The organism is Faecalibacterium sp. OF03-6AC (assembly GCF_003478175.1).
GTDB classification, from domain to species: Bacteria; Bacillota; Clostridia; order Oscillospirales; family Ruminococcaceae; genus Faecalibacterium; species Faecalibacterium taiwanense.
The window spans coordinates 1-18,701 of sequence record NZ_QUEN01000012.1 but is presented as its reverse complement, the minus strand read 5'-3'; the positions used below and the strand labels follow the sequence as shown (position 1 = coordinate 18,701).

General features: G+C 58.0%; 14 protein-coding genes and 1 tRNA gene. 7 read left to right on the top strand and 8 right to left on the bottom strand.

Annotated elements, in window-relative coordinates; translation table 11 throughout:
- Positions 1-25: 25 nt before the first annotated feature.
- The 6 genes from DXA66_RS12145 to DXA66_RS12120 all read right to left on the bottom strand — a co-directional run bounded on the left by DXA66_RS12145 (position 26) and on the right by DXA66_RS12120 (position 4,406).
- Positions 26-793 (bottom strand): biotin--[acetyl-CoA-carboxylase] ligase, encoded by a 768-nt coding sequence (locus DXA66_RS12145; protein ID WP_118529175.1) that lies wholly within the window; start codon positions 791-793, stop codon positions 26-28.
- Complete coding sequence (locus tag DXA66_RS12140) at positions 790-1,281, bottom strand: YfcE family phosphodiesterase (protein WP_118529174.1); 492 nt, start codon at positions 1,279-1,281, stop codon at positions 790-792. The genes DXA66_RS12145 and DXA66_RS12140 overlap by 4 nt, the downstream gene beginning before the upstream one ends.
- A gap of 40 nt (positions 1,282-1,321) precedes the next feature.
- Entirely contained in the window at positions 1,322-2,179 is an 858-nt protein-coding gene (rsmI, locus tag DXA66_RS12135) for a 16S rRNA (cytidine(1402)-2'-O)-methyltransferase (protein ID WP_097776804.1), read from the bottom strand.
- A 3-nt stretch (positions 2,180-2,182) separates the two neighbouring features.
- Positions 2,183-2,857: a tRNA1(Val) (adenine(37)-N6)-methyltransferase gene (locus tag DXA66_RS12130; protein WP_243089101.1), complete on the bottom strand. Its 675-nt coding sequence runs from the start codon at positions 2,855-2,857 to the stop codon at positions 2,183-2,185.
- Positions 2,858-2,998: 141 nt separating this feature from the next.
- The gene (locus DXA66_RS12125) at positions 2,999-3,166 is read right to left on the bottom strand and encodes a DUF362 domain-containing protein (protein ID WP_005937576.1); all 168 of its coding nucleotides are present in this window, start codon (positions 3,164-3,166) and stop codon (positions 2,999-3,001) included.
- Between the two features lie 286 nt (positions 3,167-3,452).
- Entirely contained in the window at positions 3,453-4,406 is a 954-nt protein-coding gene (locus tag DXA66_RS12120) for a stage 0 sporulation family protein (RefSeq protein ID WP_118529172.1), read from the bottom strand.
- A 413-nt stretch (positions 4,407-4,819) separates the two neighbouring features.
- Here DXA66_RS12120 and DXA66_RS12110 point away from each other — a divergent pair, with 413 nt between their 5' ends.
- The 6 genes from DXA66_RS12110 to DXA66_RS12085 all read left to right on the top strand — a co-directional run bounded on the left by DXA66_RS12110 (position 4,820) and on the right by DXA66_RS12085 (position 15,648).
- A complete protein-coding gene (locus DXA66_RS12110; RefSeq protein WP_118529170.1) occupies positions 4,820-8,764 on the top strand; it encodes an efflux RND transporter permease subunit in 3,945 nt (1,314 codons plus the stop codon).
- Between the two features lie 403 nt (positions 8,765-9,167).
- Positions 9,168-10,241 (top strand): aldose epimerase family protein, encoded by a 1,074-nt coding sequence (locus tag DXA66_RS12105; protein WP_118529169.1) that lies wholly within the window; start codon positions 9,168-9,170, stop codon positions 10,239-10,241.
- Between the two features lie 360 nt (positions 10,242-10,601).
- A complete protein-coding gene (gene galE, locus DXA66_RS12100; protein ID WP_118529168.1) occupies positions 10,602-11,627 on the top strand; it encodes a UDP-glucose 4-epimerase GalE in 1,026 nt (341 codons plus the stop codon).
- A gap of 325 nt (positions 11,628-11,952) precedes the next feature.
- The gene (gene feoB / locus DXA66_RS12095) at positions 11,953-14,298 is read left to right on the top strand and encodes a ferrous iron transport protein B (protein WP_118529167.1); all 2,346 of its coding nucleotides are present in this window, start codon (positions 11,953-11,955) and stop codon (positions 14,296-14,298) included.
- 137 nt (positions 14,299-14,435) lie between these two features.
- A complete protein-coding gene (locus tag DXA66_RS12090) occupies positions 14,436-14,870 on the top strand; it encodes a MarR family winged helix-turn-helix transcriptional regulator (protein WP_118529166.1) in 435 nt (144 codons plus the stop codon).
- Positions 14,871-14,913: 43 nt separating this feature from the next.
- Positions 14,914-15,648, top strand: coding sequence for a sulfite exporter TauE/SafE family protein (locus DXA66_RS12085; protein WP_347562887.1), 735 nt, complete (start codon positions 14,914-14,916; stop codon positions 15,646-15,648).
- 74 nt (positions 15,649-15,722) lie between these two features.
- On the opposite strand, the gene tig is transcribed toward DXA66_RS12085, so the two are convergent.
- Positions 15,723-17,018, bottom strand: a complete 1,296-nt coding sequence (gene tig, locus DXA66_RS12080; RefSeq protein WP_118529164.1) for a trigger factor — start codon at positions 17,016-17,018, stop codon at positions 15,723-15,725.
- Between the two features lie 265 nt (positions 17,019-17,283).
- Here tig and DXA66_RS12075 point away from each other — a divergent pair.
- Positions 17,284-17,360 (top strand) — tRNA-Arg (locus DXA66_RS12075).
- A gap of 153 nt (positions 17,361-17,513) precedes the next feature.
- Here the strand turns inward: DXA66_RS12075 and xerC are convergent.
- On the bottom strand, positions 17,514-18,701 hold a 1,188-nt coding region (gene xerC / locus DXA66_RS12070; protein WP_118529163.1), incomplete at its 5' end, for a tyrosine recombinase XerC.

Sequence of the window (18,701 nt, the reverse complement as noted above, 5' to 3'; positions counted from 1 at the left end):
CGTGGAGCGTACAGTTCTATAAAACTCAGACGGCCCCGTAGATGCCGTGCACCGATACTTCGCCGGTAAAAACGTGCACTTCGCCGCTGTCGGTGCGCACCACCAGACGGCCCTCTTCGTCCACATCGACAGCTTCACCGGCACCCTGCCCGCCGTCCGGCAGGTCAAAAGTGACCCGGCGGCCCAGATTGACGCAGGCGGCCTTGTATTCCTCCCGGAAGGGTGCAAAGCCATCGCGGGCAAACACATACATGTTGCGGTCAAAACCAAAGTCGGTCAGGCCCTCGGCCAGCCATGCGGGGTCGGTGGAAAGATCCACCTTTGCCCCCTGCAGCGCCAGCGAGGTGCCGTTGGGCAGACCGGCGGCATCAAAGTAGCTCTGCGGCTGGGCCAGATTGATGCCGATGCCGCACAAAATGCCCCTGCCCTGCTGCTGGTAGCCGTAGCTCACGCTCTCGCACAGGATGCCCACGACCTTTTTGCCATTGAGAAGAAGGTCGTTGGGCCACTTGATCTGGCAGTCCACGCCGTAGCGCAGCTTGAGCTGGGTGCGCACGGCAAGGCTTGCCAGCAGCGGCAGGGTGGCAGGCTGGGCCAGCGGTTCCCGGATGGCTGCTGTATAATACAGGGCCTTGCCCTCGGCGTTCACCCAGCTGCGGCCCAGACGGCCCCGGCCTGCGGTCTGGTTCTCGGTATACACCGCGCCCACCGGGCCGAATTCTTCAAAATGTTCCTTCGCGTAAGCGTTGGTGCTGCCGCATTCCGGCAGATAGCGCACCTCATTGATGCTCATTGTCTGGGTACCTCTTTGTGTTCGTATGTGGTCACTTTGCCTTCGTCCAGCGTCAGGATGCCGTAGGTGTCCGGCCCGGTGTAACACCGGCCGCAGGAGCCGGGGTTGAACAGGAACACCCCGCTGCGGGCCTCTGCATGGGGGATGTGGGTGTGGCCGAACAGGGCCACCTCGGCACCCCGGGCAGATGCGGCATCTGCCAGCGTATCCAGATCGTATTTCACACCGTACATATGACCGTGGGTGTAAAAGATCACCACGCCGTCAAAGGCGGCAAGGCCGTCGGTGGGTTCCAGTGCGCCGTAATCGCAGTTGCCCGCCACCGAGTAGGCCCGCAGCTTGGGGTACTGCGTCAGAGCCAGTTCCAGATCCCGCAGGCCGTCGCCCAGAAAGATCAGGGCATCGATGTTTTTGCTCTCTTTCATCAGCACGCGCTCAATGGCGGCACGTCCGCCGTGGCTGTCGCTCAAAACCAGAAGTTTTGTCACAAAAGGGGTCCTCCTCTATTACCATTTACCTGAGATGCTGTCATTCACCAGCCTGCTGGCCCTGTTGCAATACCAGCAGCTGCTTGTACACTTCGCTTTTAGAATAAGGTGTACCCTGTGCCGCCGCCTTGGCTGCGGCGGTGGGGCCAAAGCCCTGCCCGGTCAGCTCCAGCGCCCGATGCGCTGCCTGCTCCAGCGTCAGCTCCTGCTCCGGGTCGGCGGTCTCCGGCGCACCGGCCATCACCAGCACATACTCGCCGCGCGGCTCGTTGGTCTTGTAGTGCTCCACCGCCTCGCCGAGGGTAGTCTTCCAGATATCCTCGTGCAGCTTTGTCAGCTCCCGGCACAGGGTGATGCTGCGGTCTGCGCCAAAGGCATTGGCCAGATCGTCCAGCGTGGTGCGCAGCTTGTGGGGCGCTTCGTAAAAGATGGTGGTGCGCTTTTCCTGCAAAAGCTCAGCCAGCCGCTCTTTTTTCTGCTTGCGGTTCACGGGCAGAAAGCCCTCAAACACCCAGCGGGAGGTGTCCTGCCCGGACACGGCCAGCGCGGTGACGCAGGCAGAGGCCGCCGGCACCGGCACCACTTTGATGCCCCGGGCCAGTGCGTCCCGCACGATCACCTCGCCCGGGTCGGAGACGCAGGGCATGCCGGCATCACTGCACAGGGCGCAGCTCTCGCCTGCCTCAATGCGGCGCAGGATGCCCTCACCCTTCTGCAGGGCGTGCTCATAGTAGCTGACCATGGGCTTTTTCAGGCCCAGAAAGTTCAGCAGCTTCATGGTCACACGGGTGTCCTCGGCGGCAATAAAGTCTGCCGCGCCAAAGGTGGCCGCTACGCGCGGCGGCATATCGTCCAGATTGCCGATGGGCGTTGCCACGATATAAAGAGTTCCTGCCATAGTTTACCTCCCATATAACGCCGCACCGGCGCTGATCAACACATCCGGCTCCACCCGCAGGCCGGTCTTGCGGTTCTTTTGCGCTTCCACAAGGAAGAGCCATGGCGCGCCGTCCGCCTTGTTCTTTACAAAGGCCAGCCGCTTCGGCTCCAGCCGGTTGGCCCGCAGCACCGCCAGCACCTCCGCCAGCCGTTCCGGCCGGTGGCACAGCGCAAAGCGCCCGCCGTCCTTCAAAAGGCGGAACGCACACTGGCACACATCGTCCAGCGTGCAGGTGTTCTCGTGCCGGGCAAGGGCGTGGGCTGCATTCCGGCTCTGAGGCCCATCCGTGAAATAGGGCGGATTGCACGCACACACGTCAAAACTTCCATCGCCCTGCCGAAAAGCGCGCAGGTCGGCACAGACAGGCTCAATGTGCCCGATGTCCTGCTCCTGCACCGCAGCGGAAAGCAGAGCGCTGCCCTCGGGCTGCAGCTCCAGCCCTATGCAGGGGCCGCGGTGGCCCCGGTCGTGCCATTCCAGCGCCACGATGCCGCAGCCGGAGCACAGGTCTGCGGCCTTCTGGGCACGCTTTGGCTCACAGAAACGGGCCAGCAGCAGCGCGTCGGAGCCGAAACGATGCTCCGGCGAGCAATAAACCATAGTTCTATTATACAAGACTTCGGTAGAATGTTCCATAGATAAGTGTGCCGTACCCTCTCAAAAAAATGCGTGGAATTGCTCGGGGAATTTGTGCGAATTACTGCAAAACAAAAAAGCAGCAGACCTGCTTTGGACAGGCCTGCTGCTTTTGATGCGTTTTTTGTGCAGCTGCTAAAATTATTCAGCAGTGATAGCACCGGTGGGGCAAGCACCCTCGCAAGCGCCGCAGTCGATGCAAGCGTCTGCGTTCACAGAAGCAACACCATCAACGGTGATAGCGCCAACCGGGCAAGCGCCCTCGCAAGCGCCGCAGCCAACACATGCGTCAGAAACCTTGTGTGCCATAATAAACTCTCCTTTTTATCTCCGTGCCCGAAGTATTGTATGAAGAGTCATGTATGGCACGGCTGTGCATGTCTCTCCGGAAATCATATCCTTGCCTGCATTTTAACAAAGCAGGTGAGAAAAGGCAAGACTAACCGTGACCCGAAAAACACAAAAGTCTGTTTTTTGTTGGGTTGCACAAAAGCACAGGCTAACTTATGGCCAAATTTGCAGGAGTTTTTTGGCAAAAATCACGAAGAACAGTTAGTTTTAGCAGACTAACCCCTCAGAGCCGCCGGCGCGGCCCTCACTCCTTTTCGGCAGCGCGCTTCCGGGCGCAGCCGCCGCCCGCGCAGCGCTTTTCGCCATCGTCGGAGGAAGCCACCACCGGGGCCGGGTTGCGCACGCCGGAGTAATCGTCGTCCGGGTCCGGGCGGCGGGGCGCACGCTTGCCGCCGCTGATATATTCGCACACGCCCACCTTATAGTAACGGGGCGAAAGGCTCTCGGTGCCGCAGCGCACCCGCAGGTAGCCGGAGACCGGGTTCACCTCCAGCACGGTGCCAAGACCGTCCGGCGTGCGCACGGTGCTGCCCACCATGGGCATGATGCTGTTCAGGTACTCGTAGGCGCTCTCCTCATAGGCAAGGCAGCACATCAGCCGGCCGCAGGCACCGCTGATCTTGGTGGGGTTCAGCGAAAGGCCCTGCTCCTTGGCCATCTTGATGGAGACGGGCTGGAAGTCCTTTAAAAATCGGCTGCAGCAGAAGGGCTGGCCGCAGATGCCAAGGCCGCCGATCATCTTGCTCTCGTCCCGCACGCCGATCTGGCGCAGCTCGATGCGGGTGTGGAAGATACCGGCCAGATCCTTGACCAGCTCGCGGAAGTCCACGCGGCCATCGGCGGTAAAGTAGAACATGATCTTGGAGCGGTCCAGGGTATACTCGGCCTCCACAAGCTTCATTTCCAGGCCGTGGCGGGCAATGCACTCCTGACAGGTGCGGTAGGCGCGCTTTTCGTCCTCACGGTTCTGGCGCATCCGGCGGATATCCACGCTGTCGGCCATGCGGGTAATGGGCTTGAGGGCCTTGGGCACTGCCGCATCGGCGATCTCCCTCACGCCCTGCACTACCTCGCCGCACTCAATGCCGCGGGCGGTCTCCACGATCACGTATTCGCCGGTTTTGATGTCGCCCCCGGCGGGATCAAAATAATAGCTTTTGCCGTTCTCTTTGAAACGGACGGAAATGACTTTTTTCATAGTGTTCCTCGTTTTTATCGGTCGAATCTATAGGATAAGGCCCGAAAAAGAGCCTGCTGATCCATTCTGTACTCTAGTATAACATATTCAAATGCACATTTCCACGCAAAAAACAAAAAGCGGCTCTGGCGCTTCAGCAGAAAAATTTTAAAAATGTGCAACAATCTGCCCGGCTGCCGCGTATCCATAAAGGAAGACTGACCGAATTTGGTCGCACCCGCAGCCGAAAAATGGAAAAACGGAACGGCAAATGTTAAAATCTTGCGAAAGAATCTAAAGAATCGCAAAAGAATCCCGCCCCGCTCTTGCAAGGCGGGGGCTTGCGTGTATAATAAAAATGTTGAAGTGTAGCCTTTCCCGCAGGGAAAGCAGCTGTCCTGCTTTGCGGCAAGGCAGAGAAACGGTAGGAGAAAATGGAAAAATTCAGTGTCAAAAAGCCGTTTACGGTGCTGGTTGCAGTGGTCATGATCCTGATCCTGGGCTTTGTGGCGGTCACAAAGATGGATACGAACTTGCTGCCCAACGTGAACACACCGTATCTGATGGTGGTCACCGTGTATCCCGGCGCAAGCCCGGAGCGCGTGGAGAGTGAGGTCTCGGATGTGCTGCAGAACTCGCTCACAGTGCCGGGCGTGTCCAAGATCACCGCAACATCGGCAGAAAACTACAGCCTGCTGCTGATGGAGTTTGCCGAGGATACGGATATGAACAGCGCGCTGGTCAAGGTGTCCAACAAGCTGGATCAGGCCAAAAGCGACCTGCCCAGCACCTGTCTGACCCCCTCCATCATTGAGTACAGCCTGAACATGAATGCTTTCATGACGGTGGCTGTCAGCCGCGAAGGTGCCGACCAGTACGAGCTTTCTGAGTTTATCCAGAACACCCTTGTGCCGGAAGTGCAGCGCAAGGGCGGTGTGTCCAGCGTTTCGTCCAGCGGTCTGGTGGAAAAGCTGGTGCAGGTGCAGCTCAATCAGGATAAGATCGACGGGATCAACGCAAAGCTGCTGGAACTGATCGATACCCAGCTGGCTGCAGCCCGCTCCCAGCTGGAAAGCGCCGAGGCGCAGATCACCGCCGGACGCAAGGAATACGAAAAGCAGCTGAAAAACTTTGGCAATACGGTGTCCAACTCGGTCATGAGCCAGATGAGCACCGAGGTGGGTGCCGCAGTGGAAACGGTGCGCGCGCAGGCGCAGGCTCTTCTGGAGAGCGTGAACAGCCTGATCGCTGTGGTCAAGGAGCCTGAGATCCAGCAGGCCCTGATCGAGGTGCGCGACGGTCTGCAGAAGGTCATGGACAAGTTCAACGAGACCGGTATGCGAGATATCGACTCTCTGATCGATATTGTGGCTGAGCTGCGCACCATTACCGATAAGCTCACTACCGCCCTGCAGAAGCTGCAGGAGCGCGTGAACACCGAGACCGGCTCCGAAGGCAGCACCGCAGAGGATCTTGCCAATGAGATGCAGCTGCAGGAAAGCCTGAATGTGGTCTATAACACGCTGGAAAGCACTATCAAGGCCATGGACAATGTGCCCCAGCTGATGACCGAGTTCTCCGGCGCACTGGGCAGCTTCTCCCAGCAGCAGCTCAACGCCTATATGCAGTTCACCGAAGCGCGTGAAATGCTGAACGAGTACGAAAAGCAGCTGGAGGCCGCCAAGGCAGAGTACGAGACGGCCAAGACCAACGCTCTGGCACAGGCCGATGTGACAAAGCAGCTGGACATTGAAACGCTGGCGCAGCTCATCTATGCCCAGAACTTCTCCATGCCGGCCGGTTACGTGCAGGATAAGGACGGCGAGTCCTGGCTGCTGAAAGTCGGCGAAGAGTACGACAGTGTGAAGGATATCAGCGGTGCCCTGCTGCTGCATGTGGAGGGCTACGGCGACGTGCGCCTTTCTGATGTGGCGGATGTGGAGGTCATTGATAACTCCGCCGACAGCTACACCCGTCTGAACGGCGAAAAGGCATCCATCCTCAAAATCTATAAGAATGCGACTTCCAGTGCAGGCGAGGTCTCCGACAACTGCCTGACCGCATTTAAAGAGCTGGAAAAACAATACGACGGCCTGCACATGGTGGTGCTGTCCAATCAGGGCAACTACATCACCATCGTCATCAACAGCATCCTCACCAGCATGGTGGTGGGCGCTGCACTGGCCATCATCGTGCTGGCCATCTTCCTGAAGGATATCAAGCCCACCCTCGTGGTCGGCATCAGCATCCCGCTGTCCGTTCTGTTCGCGGTGGTGCTCATGTACTTTACCGGGCTGGACCTGAACGTGATGACCCTGGCCGGCCTTTCCCTCGGCATTGGTATGCTGGTGGATAACTCGGTGGTCGTCATTGAGAACGTCTACCGTCTGCGCAGCCGCGGCGTGCCTGCGGCCCGCGCTGCCGTGCAGGGCACAAAACAGGTGGGCATGTCGGTGGTGGCCTCCACCCTTACCTCGGTGTGCGTGTTCCTGCCGGTGGTGTTCTCGGCCAGCATTGTGCGCAGCCTGATGATGCCCATGTCCCTGTGCATCGGTTACTGCCTGATGGCCTCCCTCATCGTGGCGCTCACGGTGGTCCCGGCGGCATCCTCTACTGTGCTGAAAAAAGCTGAACCCAAGCGCCTTGCCTGGTTTGAAAAGGTGCAGGAAAAGTATGCCCATAGTCTGGAATGGTGCCTGCAGCACCGTGCCCTGCCCCTGATCGCAGCGGTGGTGCTGCTGGTGTTCAGCGGCTGGCAGGTGCTGAACATGGGCGTGGAGCTGCTGCCCAGCATCACCAGCAACGAGGCGCAGATCACCCTGTCCACCGCCGACGGCCTGACCAAGGAGGAATCCTATGCCATTGCGGGTCAGGTGGCAGAGGCGGCCCTGAATGTGGAAAACGTGGAAGAGGTGGGCATCACCCTCGACACCAGCATGGCCGGTCTGGATATCAGCCAGCTGGGCCTGCCCACCGCCATTACCGATATCCTGAACTCCGCCAATGCCTACGGCAGATACAAGATCAACGTCATGATGAGCGAGAGCCTTTCCTCCCGTGAGGTGGAAAAGACCCGGCAGGCCATGGAGGATGCAGTGTCCCAGATCGAGAACTGCACCGCTGAGGTCAAGCTGTACGGCATGACCGATGATCTGACCAGCCAGCTGGCCACCGGCCTGTCGGTCAAGGTCTACGGCAAGGATCCGGAAACGCTGACTACCGTTTCCGAGAAGGTAATGGAGATCATCAACGATACCGAGGGCTTTGCCAATGCGGACAACGGCCTTGGCAGCGGCGATGCCACCATCATCCTGAAGGTGGACCGCGACAAGGTGCGCGCCTACGGCCTGACCGTTGCGCAGGTGTACCAGCAGATCGCGGCAAAGCTCACCACCACCGCCACCGCCCAGACCCCCGTCACGGTGAACGGCACCACCATGGATGTCCAGATCACCAATAATCTGGACCCCGTCACCAAGGAAAACATGATGGAGCTTACCTTTGAGACCACCGAAATGTCGGCAGACGGCACAGTGACCAATGGTACCTGCACCCTGAACGATATCGCCAGCTGGACCACCGGCACCGCACCGGATGCCATTACCAGCGAGAACCAGACCGAGTATGTCACTGTGACGGCGGATACGCTGGATGGCTACAACACCATGGTGCAGTCCCGCGTGCTGCAGAAGAAGCTGGACGAGTACGCAGCCAGCGGCGAGATGCCGGAGAGCTGCAGCGTCACGCTGGGCGGCGAGACCGAGAGCACCGACTACATGGTGAACGAAATGGTGCAGTGGATGGCTCTGGCCCTGCCCTTTGTATATCTGGTCATGGTGGCACAGTTCCAGAGCCTGCTGTCCCCCTTCATCGTGCTGTTCACGGTGCCGCTGGCCTTTACCGGTGGCCTGCTGGGCCTGCTGATCACCGGCCAGCAGCTCACCATGATCTCCTTGATGGGCTTCATCGTGCTGATGGGCACGGTTGTCAACAACGGCATCGTGTTCGTGGACTATGCAAACCAGCTGCGCATTGGCGGCATGGAGCGCCGCGCTGCGCTGGTGGCTACCGGCAAGACCCGTATGCGCCCCATCCTCATGACCACCCTGACCACCGTGCTGGCCATGCTGCAGCTGGTGTTCAGCGGCGATATGGCAAGCCAGCTGATGAGCGGCATGGCCATCGTCATCATCTGCGGCCTGAGCTACGCCACCCTGATGACCCTGTATATCGTTCCGGTGCTGTACGATATCCTGTTCAAGAAGCCGCCGCTCAACGTGGATGTTGGCAGCGACGATGATCTGGACGACATCCCGGACGATGCAGCCGAGTTCATTGCGGCGCAGAAGTCTGCGGGCACGGCACAGCCGGAAGCCTGACGATTCAGAAGGCTTTCCGCGTCTTGCTGGGCATCTTCGGCGGAAGGATCATTTTAGAACAGAGCAATGCCGGGCGGTCTGCGGACCGCCCGGCATTATGTTTTCACGGAAAGGGTCGTAACGGGAAACGGCAGCTGCTGCTGTCGGCTTATCGCCGTCGCGCAGCGACTCAAAATCGGCGTAACACAAAAAATCATTTAGCGGAGCGGCTTGGATTTTTTTGTGTTACATGCCTCGCCACCTGAATAATTTCAACAAAAAATAGCTGGAAAAATTGGATGCAAATTCTAAAATCGGTTCCCCACAAAGATATAAAACTGTGATATAATCATAAATAAGATAGAATACAGTGGAAGTCTGCCTGACTGTATGTCCGAGTAAAATCTGAGGAGGCGAATGCCCAATGGCACAGATCCGCTCCAAGCCCTTCGGTGTGACCAAACAGGGCGCAAATGTTACAGAGTACATCCTTTCCAATCCCGGCGGCCTGACGGTGAGCGTTCTGAACTACGGATGCATCATTAAAAACATCATCGTTCCGGCCAAGAACGGCCCGGTGGATGTCGTGCTGGGCCACGACACCATGGCAGATTATGAGGATGACTTCACGTCCTCCAGCAGCACCTGCTGCGGCGCGTTCGTGGGCCGCTATGCAAACCGCATCGAGAATGCCACCTTCAGCGTGGGCGGCAAGACCTACCAGCTGGAAGCCAACAACGGCCCCAACCATCTGCACGGTTGCTTTTCGCGCAAGCTGTACCGGGTAAAATCCTTTGGCGATACCCTGCTCATGGAGGCTGAAAGCCCGGACGGCGAGGACGGCTTCCCCGGCAGCCTGAAGCTGGCGGTGCGCTATACCCTTACCGAGGACAATGCCTTCCGCATGGATTACCGCGTCTCTTCGGATGCGGATACCATCGTGAACCTCACGAACCACAGCTACTTCAACCTGAACGGTGAGGGCGATATTCTGGGCCAGAAGCTGCGCATCTATGCCTCCAACTATCTGGAAGGCAACAATCAGACCTGCCCCACCGGTGCCATTCTGCCGGTGGCAAACACCCCCATGGATTTTACCGAGGGAAAGCTCATTGGCCGGGATATCGATACCGGCTTTGCCCAGACCACCATGGTGGGCGGTGGCTACGACCACTGCTTTGTGATCGACCGCGCCCGCGGCTCTAGCCAGAGCATCTGCGCATGGGTCACCAGTGAAAAGACCGGCATCAGCATGAAACTGTACACCACCCAGCCGGGCATCCAGTTGTACACCGGCAACTTTTTGCAGGACTGCCCCACCCCCGGCAAGGGCGGCGTGCCCATGCAGAAGTACGGCGGCTTTGCGCTGGAGACTCAGCACTACCCCTGCAGCCCTTCCCACCCGGAGTTCCCCACCACAGTGCTGCGGGCAGGAAAGGTGTTCCGCGCCACCACCACCCTGCGCTTCTTCACCGGCAAGCAGTGCGGAAAATTGTAAAAAATGATGTACCACACAAAAACGTCTGCTCCGGCAGGCGTTTTTTGCGTGGCAGGAGGAAAACTCCCCCAGTCGCCTACGGCGACAACCCTCTCCGAGGGAGCTGGCAAAGCCGTCAGGCTTTGACTGAGGGAGTTTTGATCCCTATTTCTATGTTTTGCACAAACCGTGCCTTTTATCCATGACAAAATGCCAAAAAACGTTTTTAAATCAAAACCTCAAAAACAAAGATGCAACAAAAATTCATCTAAATAAAAGACACATCCCTTGATTCTGAGCCATAAAAGCGGTATTCTTTAGGCAAGGCCGGGGAATGCCGGCATCAACTGTAATGTAAATGAGCGAGAGAGGTACTAGGCTATGGCAATTTTGGTTTCCGGCGGCGCCGGTTATATCGGCAGCCACACCTGCATCGAACTGCTGAACGCTGGCTACGACATTGTTGTGGCAGATAACTATTATAATGCATCTCCGGTGGTGCTGGACCGCATCAAGCAGATCACCGGCAAGGACTTCCGCTTTTACAAGGCGGATATGACCAAGCACGAGGATGTGGAGCACATCTTCTCTGAGTGCCCGGACATTACTGCTGTGATCCAGTTCGCAGCCTACAAGGCAGTGGGCGAGAGTGTTTCCAAGCCCATTGAATACTATTACAACAACCTCAACTGCACGCTGGTCATTCTGGACGTGATGCGCCATCACAACTGCCACAACTTCGTGTTCAGCTCTTCCGCAACCGTCTATGGCGACCCCGCCAGCGTGCCCATCACCGAGGACTTCCCCACCGGTGCCACCACCAATCCCTACGGCACGACTAAGGTGTTCACCGAGCGCATCCTGCAGGATGTGTGCAAGGCAGACCCCAGCCTGAACGTGGCCCTGCTGCGCTACTTCAACCCCATTGGTGCGCACAAGTCCGGCCTCATCGGCGAGGACCCCAACGGCATCCCCAATAACCTCATGCCCTATATCGCCAAGGTGGCCGTTGGCAAGCTGGAAAAGGTGCATGTCTTTGGCAACGACTATCCCACCCCGGACGGCACCGGCGTGCGCGACTACATCCACGTGGTGGATCTGGCCCGCGGCCATGTGTGCGCCATCAAGAAGCTGGAAACGAACTGCGGCCTGTTCATCTGCAATCTGGGCACTGGCAAGGGCTACAGCGTGCTGGATGTGATCCACGCATTCTCCAAGGCATGCGGTAAGGAGATCCCCTATGTGATCGACCCGCGCCGCCCCGGCGACATTGCCGAGTGCTATGCAGACCCCACCAAGGCAAAGAACGAGCTTGGCTGGGTGGCGGAATACGGCATCGAGGAAATGTGTGCCGACAGCTGGAACTGGCAGAAGAACAACCCCGATGGCTACCACACCGTGAAGTAAACGCATAAACCTCCAAAGCCGTGCATTCTCTGAAAAGAGGGGGCACGGCTTTTTAGTGTGCAAACTCCCTCCGTCAAAACCTGACGGTTTTGCCAGCTCCCTCGGAGAGGGAGCCTCTGGCGTGCCTGCAAGCTTTGCGTTTTAGCTGCAAACTTTCCCGCTATGCCAAAGGCCCCATCCCAGAGGGGGCTGTCTGCGCAGCAGACTGGGGGAGTTAAACCTTCACCATTTTATCTATTGACAACCGCGCAAAGTTAGCCTATATTACTATTGTTAACACAAACTAACACACTTTGACAGTGGATAAAATGAGAAGGTCGATCTTATGACATTAAAAGAATTGCAGATCGGAAAAAGCGCTGTTGTGGATACCGTCGGCGGGGCCGGCGCACTGCGCCAGCATTTTCTGGATATGGGCCTGATCCCGGGGGCGGAGGTCACGCTGGTCAAGCTGGCACCCATGGGCGACCCCATGGAGCTGCGCATCCATGGCTACGAGCTGACCCTCCGGCTGGATGATGCCGCGCAGATCGGCATCACCCCCACCGAAAAGGCCCCGGCAATGTCGGCGGCTCCGGCAGATGATAGAATGGTGGATCACCCCGGCCTTGGCGAGGGCGGAAAATACCACATCAAAAAGGGGGAGAATCCCCTGCCCGAGGACAGGACCCTCACCTTTGCGCTGGCTGGCAACCAGAACTGCGGTAAGACCACCCTGTTCAACCAGCTCACCGGTTCCAACCAGCATGTGGGCAATTTCCCAGGCGTGACGGTGGACCGCAAGAGCGGTGCCATCAAGGGCCACCCGGAGACGGAGGTCACTGACCTGCCGGGCATCTACTCCATGTCCCCCTATTCCAGCGAGGAGATCGTCACCCGCCAATTCATCATCGGCGAAAAGCCCACCGGCATCATCAACATCGTGGATGCCACCAACATCGAGCGCAACCTCTACCTGACCATGCAGCTCATGGAGCTGGACATCCCCATGGTGCTGGCACTGAACATGATGGACGAGGTGCGCGGCAACGGCGGCACGGTGCGCATCAACAAGATGGAAGCCATGCTTGGCATCCCGGTCATTCCCATCTCTGCCGCCAAGAATGAGGGCGTGGATGAGCTGGTAGACCACGCACTTCATGTGGCAAAGTATCAGGAGCGGCCCGGCCGCATGGATTTCTGCAGTGAGGACGACCACGGCGGTGCCGTACACCGCTGCATCCACGGCATCATCCATCTGATCGAGGATCACGCCAGGGCGGCGGGCATTCCGGTGCGGTTTGCCGCCACCAAGCTGGTGGAGGGCGACCGGCGCATCGAGGAAGCCCTGAAGCTGGATCAGAACGAAAAAGAGATGATCGAACATATCATCGTGCAGATGGAGCGGGAGCGCGGGCTGGACCGCGCCGCCGCCATTGCGGATATGCGGTTCTCCTTCATTCAGGAGCTTGTGGCAAAGACAGTGGTCAAGCCCCACGAAAGCAAAGAGCAGCTGCGCTCCAACCGCATCGACAAATTCCTCACCGGCAAATACACCGCCATCCCGGCCTTTATCGCCATTATGGGTCTGGTGTTCTTCCTCACCTTCAACGTCATCGGCCTGTTCTTTCAGAACCTGATGGAAACGGGCATCGACGCGTTGACCGGCATCGTGGACACGGCGCTTACAAACTGGAACGTTAACGCGGCGGTGCACTCCCTGCTCATCGACGGCATTTTTACCGGTGTGGGCAGCGTGCTGAGCTTTCTGCCCATCATCGTGGTGCTGTTCTTCTTCCTCTCCATGCTGGAGGATACCGGTTACATGGCCCGCGTGGCTTTTGTGATGGATAAGCTGCTGCGCCGCATCGGCCTTTCGGGCCGCAGCATCGTGCCCATGCTCATCGGCTTTGGCTGCACGGTGCCCGGCGTCATGGCAAGCCGCACCCTGCCCTCGGAGCGCGACCGCAAAATGACCATCCTGCTCACCCCGTTCATGAGCTGCTCGGCAAAGCTGCCCATCTACAGCCTGTTTGCGGCGGCGTTCTTCCCGCAGTATGCGGGCCTTGTGATGGTGCTGCTGTACTTTACCGGCATCGCGGTGGGCGTGCTGGCGGCACTGCTGCTCAAGAGCACGGTGTTCAAGGGCGAGGCGGTGCCCTTTGTCATGGAGCTGCCCAACTACCGCCTGCCCGGCCTGAAAAACGTGGCACAGCTGCTGTGGGAAAAGGCCCGGGACTTTTTGCAGAAGGCCTTCACGGTGATCTTTGCGGCCACCATCGTCATCTGGTTTTTGCAGAACTTTGACCTGCAGCTGCGGCTGACCGCCGACCCGCAGGCCAGCATCCTTGCCCGCATCGCGGGCGACATCGCCCCGCTGTTCGGGCCTTTGGGCTTTGCGGACTGGCGCATCTCCACCGCCCTCATCACCGGCTTCATGGCAAAGGAGAGCGTGGTGTCCTCGCTGCTCATCCTCTTTGGCTCCGAAGCTGCGCTGTCGGCGACCCTTACCCCGGCGCAGGCGGCTCCCCTGCTGGTGTTCTGCCTGCTGTACACCCCCTGCATCGCGGCAGTGGCCTCGGTCAAGCGGGAGCTGGGCAACAAGTGGGCGGTCGTCATGGTGGTGAACCAGTGCGCCGTGGCATGGCTGTGCGCTTTGCTGGTGCGTCTGGCGGCAGTGGCGCTGTTCTGAAAGATTCGTTTGGTTTTGAGGTCCTGAAAAGCCTGCGGGCTTTTCAGGACCTCTTTTTCTCTTGACAACTCCCCTCATCTGCACTATAATACTTCAAAAATGAATCATTCAAAAATGAAGAGAGAGGAAGGCTCGGCGTGAACCCGAACGTAGAATTTGCGATCAAGACCTCGCAGGCGTACAATGCCGTCTGCAAGCCGCTGTGTCAGGAGCTTGGCCTGTCGCAGACGGCGCTGGACATCCTGCTGTTCCTCGCCAACAACCCGGACTATAAAACGGCCCGGGACATCGTGGAGGTGCGGCATATCAAGGCGAATCTCGTCTCCATGTATGTGGATAAGCTTGTGCAGGAAGGGTATCTGGAACGGTACGCTGTGGCCGGCGACCGCCGCAAAACGAAGCTTCTCTGCACCGGCAAGGCAGACCCGATCATCCGCAAGGGGCGTGTGGTGCAGAATGCCTTTTTCAAGCGCCTGCTGGATCATGTGGAGCCGGCCGATCAGGAGGTCTTTTTCCGGACCATGGAGCTGATCGGGAAAAATCTGGACGAAATTATAAAGGAGAACGCATAAATTGAACGTGTTGTTTACGGTTCTTGTCACCTTTTTTGCCGGCATGGGGGCCGGCCTTGGCACCGGCTTTGCCGGTATGAGTGCGGCTGCAGTTATCAGCCCCATGCTCATCACCTTCCTGCACATGGACCCCTATATGGCGGTGGGCATTGCCCTGTCGTCGGATGTGCTGGCCAGCGCCGTTTCGGCCTATACCTACCACAAAAACAAGAACCTGGATATCAAAAACGGCCTGATCATGATGGTCAGCGTGCTGGTGTTCACGGTGGTGGGCAGCTGGGTGGCCAGCAGAGTGCCCTCGGCCACCATGGGCGGCTTCTCGGTGTTCATGACCTTCCTGCTGGGTGTCAAGTTCATTGTGCGCCCGGTCATGACGACCAAGGAAGCTATGCAGGGTGTCAGCGCCCAAAAGCGTGCCATCCAGTCCATCGTGTGCGGTGTGCTCATCGGCTTCATCTGCGGCTTCATCGGCGCAGGCGGCGGCATGATGATGCTGCTCATCCTCACCAGTGTGCTGGGCTATGAGCTGAAGACCGCCGTGGGCACCAGCGTGTTCATTATGACCTTCACCGCCCTGACCGGTGCTGTCTCCCACTTCATGATCGGCGGTGCGCCCAATTGGTTCGTCTGGGCGTTGTGCGTGGCGTTCACCCTGCTGTGGGCGCGCATTGCCGCTGTGTTTGCCAATAAGGCAGACCCCAAGACCCTGAACCGTGCCACCGGTGTTGTGCTGGTGGTGCTGGGCGTGGTCATTATGGGCTTCAACCTTCTGAGCTGATATCCCCTGCCCTTCAAATGAAAAAAGAAAGCCCGTGCAGCCGGAAACTGCACGGGCTTTCTCTGTATCAGAACTTACTTTTCTTCAATGGTGGAGTGCTCGATCACCCAGTCGGCAGCCTTGCGGATGCCCTCGTTGCGGCGCATGGCGGGAATATCGGATTTTTCCTTGATCTCTTCCAGTGTCTTTTTGGCGCGCTCTGCACGAGCGGCCAGAGCCTTATCGATATCTTCCTCGGTGGGCACCAGATTTTCCTGCTGTGCGATCTGCAGCAGAGCCATGTGCACACGGGCGGTCTTCTCGGCAGAAGAGCGCACCTTGGCGGTAAAGCTCTCGCGGGTCTCGTGGATCTGGCTCAGGTAGCGATCCAGGCTCAGGCGCTGCATCTGCAGCTGCTGCTGGATCTGCTCCATCTGCTGCTGGTAGGTGGTCTCCACCAGCACGCTGGGCAGTTCGCCCTCAGAAGCATCGGCCAGCTGGGTCAGGATCTGATCCTTGGCATGGTTCAGCGCACCGGCATGCTTTCCGTCGTGCAGCTGCTGCTTGACCTGTGCACGCAGCTCGTCCATGGTGTCCAGATTGGCAACCTTCTTGGCAAAGTCGCTGTTCAGAGCAGGGATCTGGCGCACACATACGTCGATCAGCTTGATCTTGAACACGACGGGTTTACCGGCCAGATCCTTTGCGTGGTAGCGGTTCGGGAAGGTGACGAAGATCTCGAATTCCTCGCCTGCCTTGTGGCCCAGAATGCCCTCTTCAAAGCCGGGGATCATGCGGCCGCTGCCCAGCTGGACGGCCTGGTTCTTTGCGGTGCCGCCCTGGAAGGGCTTGCCCTCCAGCAGACCTTCGTAATCGATATGTACGATGTTGCCCTTTACGGCCGGACCCTTGTGCGGCACCAGCTCAGCGGCAGCAGTACGGCGGCGCTCCAGCACATTGTCGATCTCCTTGTCGGTCACTTCCGGGGTGACGCACTCGGCGGTAAAGCCGGTGGTCTTGGTCAGGTTCAGCTCAGGCTGCAGGGCAACAGTGGCAGTGGCCACAAAGCCCTCGTCCTTTTTCACGCTCACAAGATCGTACACAGGATTGTCAACAGCCACAAAGCCGTGCTCTGCCATGGCGGCATCATACAGCGCGGGCACGTCCTTGTCCATCAGATCGTTGATGGCATCGTACCAGAAGGTGTGCTCGCCGCGGTCAGCCTCGATCTGTGCGCGGTCCGCTTCGCCCTTCTTGAAGCCGCGGATCGTATAGGAGGCGCGGGTGCGTTCGTAAACGGCGTTGGATGCAGCTTCCAGCTCTTCGGGGCTGGCGCTGAAGGTCATTTTGCAGACACTCTTTTCGGGAGTTTCCACGCTTACCAGTTTCATAGGATCTACCCTCCGTGGTGCCTCGCTGCAGAGAAAATCAGGCGGCGCAGCCTCCACGCGGTGCTGCCCGTAAAGCTCCTGTACCCCTGCACGGACACAGATTAAAAACATATAGTAAGGCTATTATAGCACAAGAACGACAAAAACGATACAAGAAAAATCATAAAAAATGCTGCTTTTTGAAAAAGATAAAAATATTTGCAAAAAACGGTTGACAAAACCCAGTCTGAGTGATAAAATACATCATGTTCCGAACGGAACGTATGCGTTGGTAGCTCAGCTGGATAGAGTGACTGACTACGAATCAGTAGGCCGGGGGTTCGAGTCCCTTCCATCGCACCAGAAAATGCCGTGAAATCGAAAGATTTCATGGCTTTTTTGTTTTTCTGGCAGAGGTTGCACACACTTGCACACTTTCTGCACACTTTACAAAAAAGCCATGAACTCTTTGCATCGCTTGCACAGCGTGTATTTCGCTGCACAAAAAAGAATCTTTTACGCGAAGAGCACCCGCGTCAGCTCGCGGCGTTCCTCTGCGTCCATCTGCCGGATGGCTTCAAGGATCATTTTACCCGTGATTTTTGTTGCCGCCGGCATTTTGTTTTCCATGGGCTGAGGTCTTGCTCCTGCTGCGTCCTGCCGGTAGAAGTCGGCTTCGATCTTCTCTGCCAGCTCCAACCGAGGCCTGTCCTGCGTGTGAGCGTAGGTGTCCATCAGGACGGTAGCAGTTGCATGACCTGTGTTGCCCTGCACCGATTTGAAGTCGCCGCCAGACTGCAACAGCTGATAGGTGGCACTGGAGTGTCGCAGACCATGAAACACGATCTTCTCAAACTCCGGGTGCTCCGCTCTCCACTGGCGATACCACTTGGTCAGAACGTCCGGGGCAATGGGTAAGCCGTCTGGTAAGCGGAACAGCTGACCGCAGTTGCTGTACTTTTCCGGGGCGTTCTGTTCGTCCTGCTTCATCTTGTCGAGCCATGCCAGAAGTTCCTCTTTCAGCGGTTTCGTCATATACAGGACACGGTTGGACTTCTTGGTTTTGGTCTTTTTCAGAATCAGCGAGGACTTGCTCCCCTCCCGTCTGTCCGGGAAGGTGTGGTAGATCTGGCTGGGGTCGATCTTGGACAAGGCTTCCTTGTTGGCGCGCTGCATTGCCTTGTTCACCGTGATAGCTCCACGACCATCGGCGGCATCGAAGTCGAGGTCTCCCGGCTGCAAGCCGAGGATCTCACCCTCTCGCAAGGAAAGGATCATGCTCAGATGCACCGCCAGATGGAGTGCGGGGTTCTCAATGGTCTGCAACGCTGCCAGCATGGTACGCTCATCCCAGATCGTGCGCTCCTCGGTGTTGACCTTAGGGGCTTCACGAGGGGTAGGCGATTTGTGAATCAAATCCCAGTCAACGGCATACGAAAAGGCGGTCTTCAGGAGCGTGTGGACTTCATGGATAGAGGTGCTGGACAGCAGCCGCTTCTTCTGATTTTCCGTCAGCTCCTGCTTTTCGCCGTGAACGTACTGGCCGCAGGGGGTCTGGCTCAGAGTGGCGTAGAACTGCTCGATGTCGTAGGTGCGGAGGTCTTGCACCTTCCGCTTTCCGATATACGGCACGATGAGGTTCTGCACCATCGCCACGGATTGCGTGTAGGTCTTTGGCGACCACTTGTGTTTGCTGGACTGAAT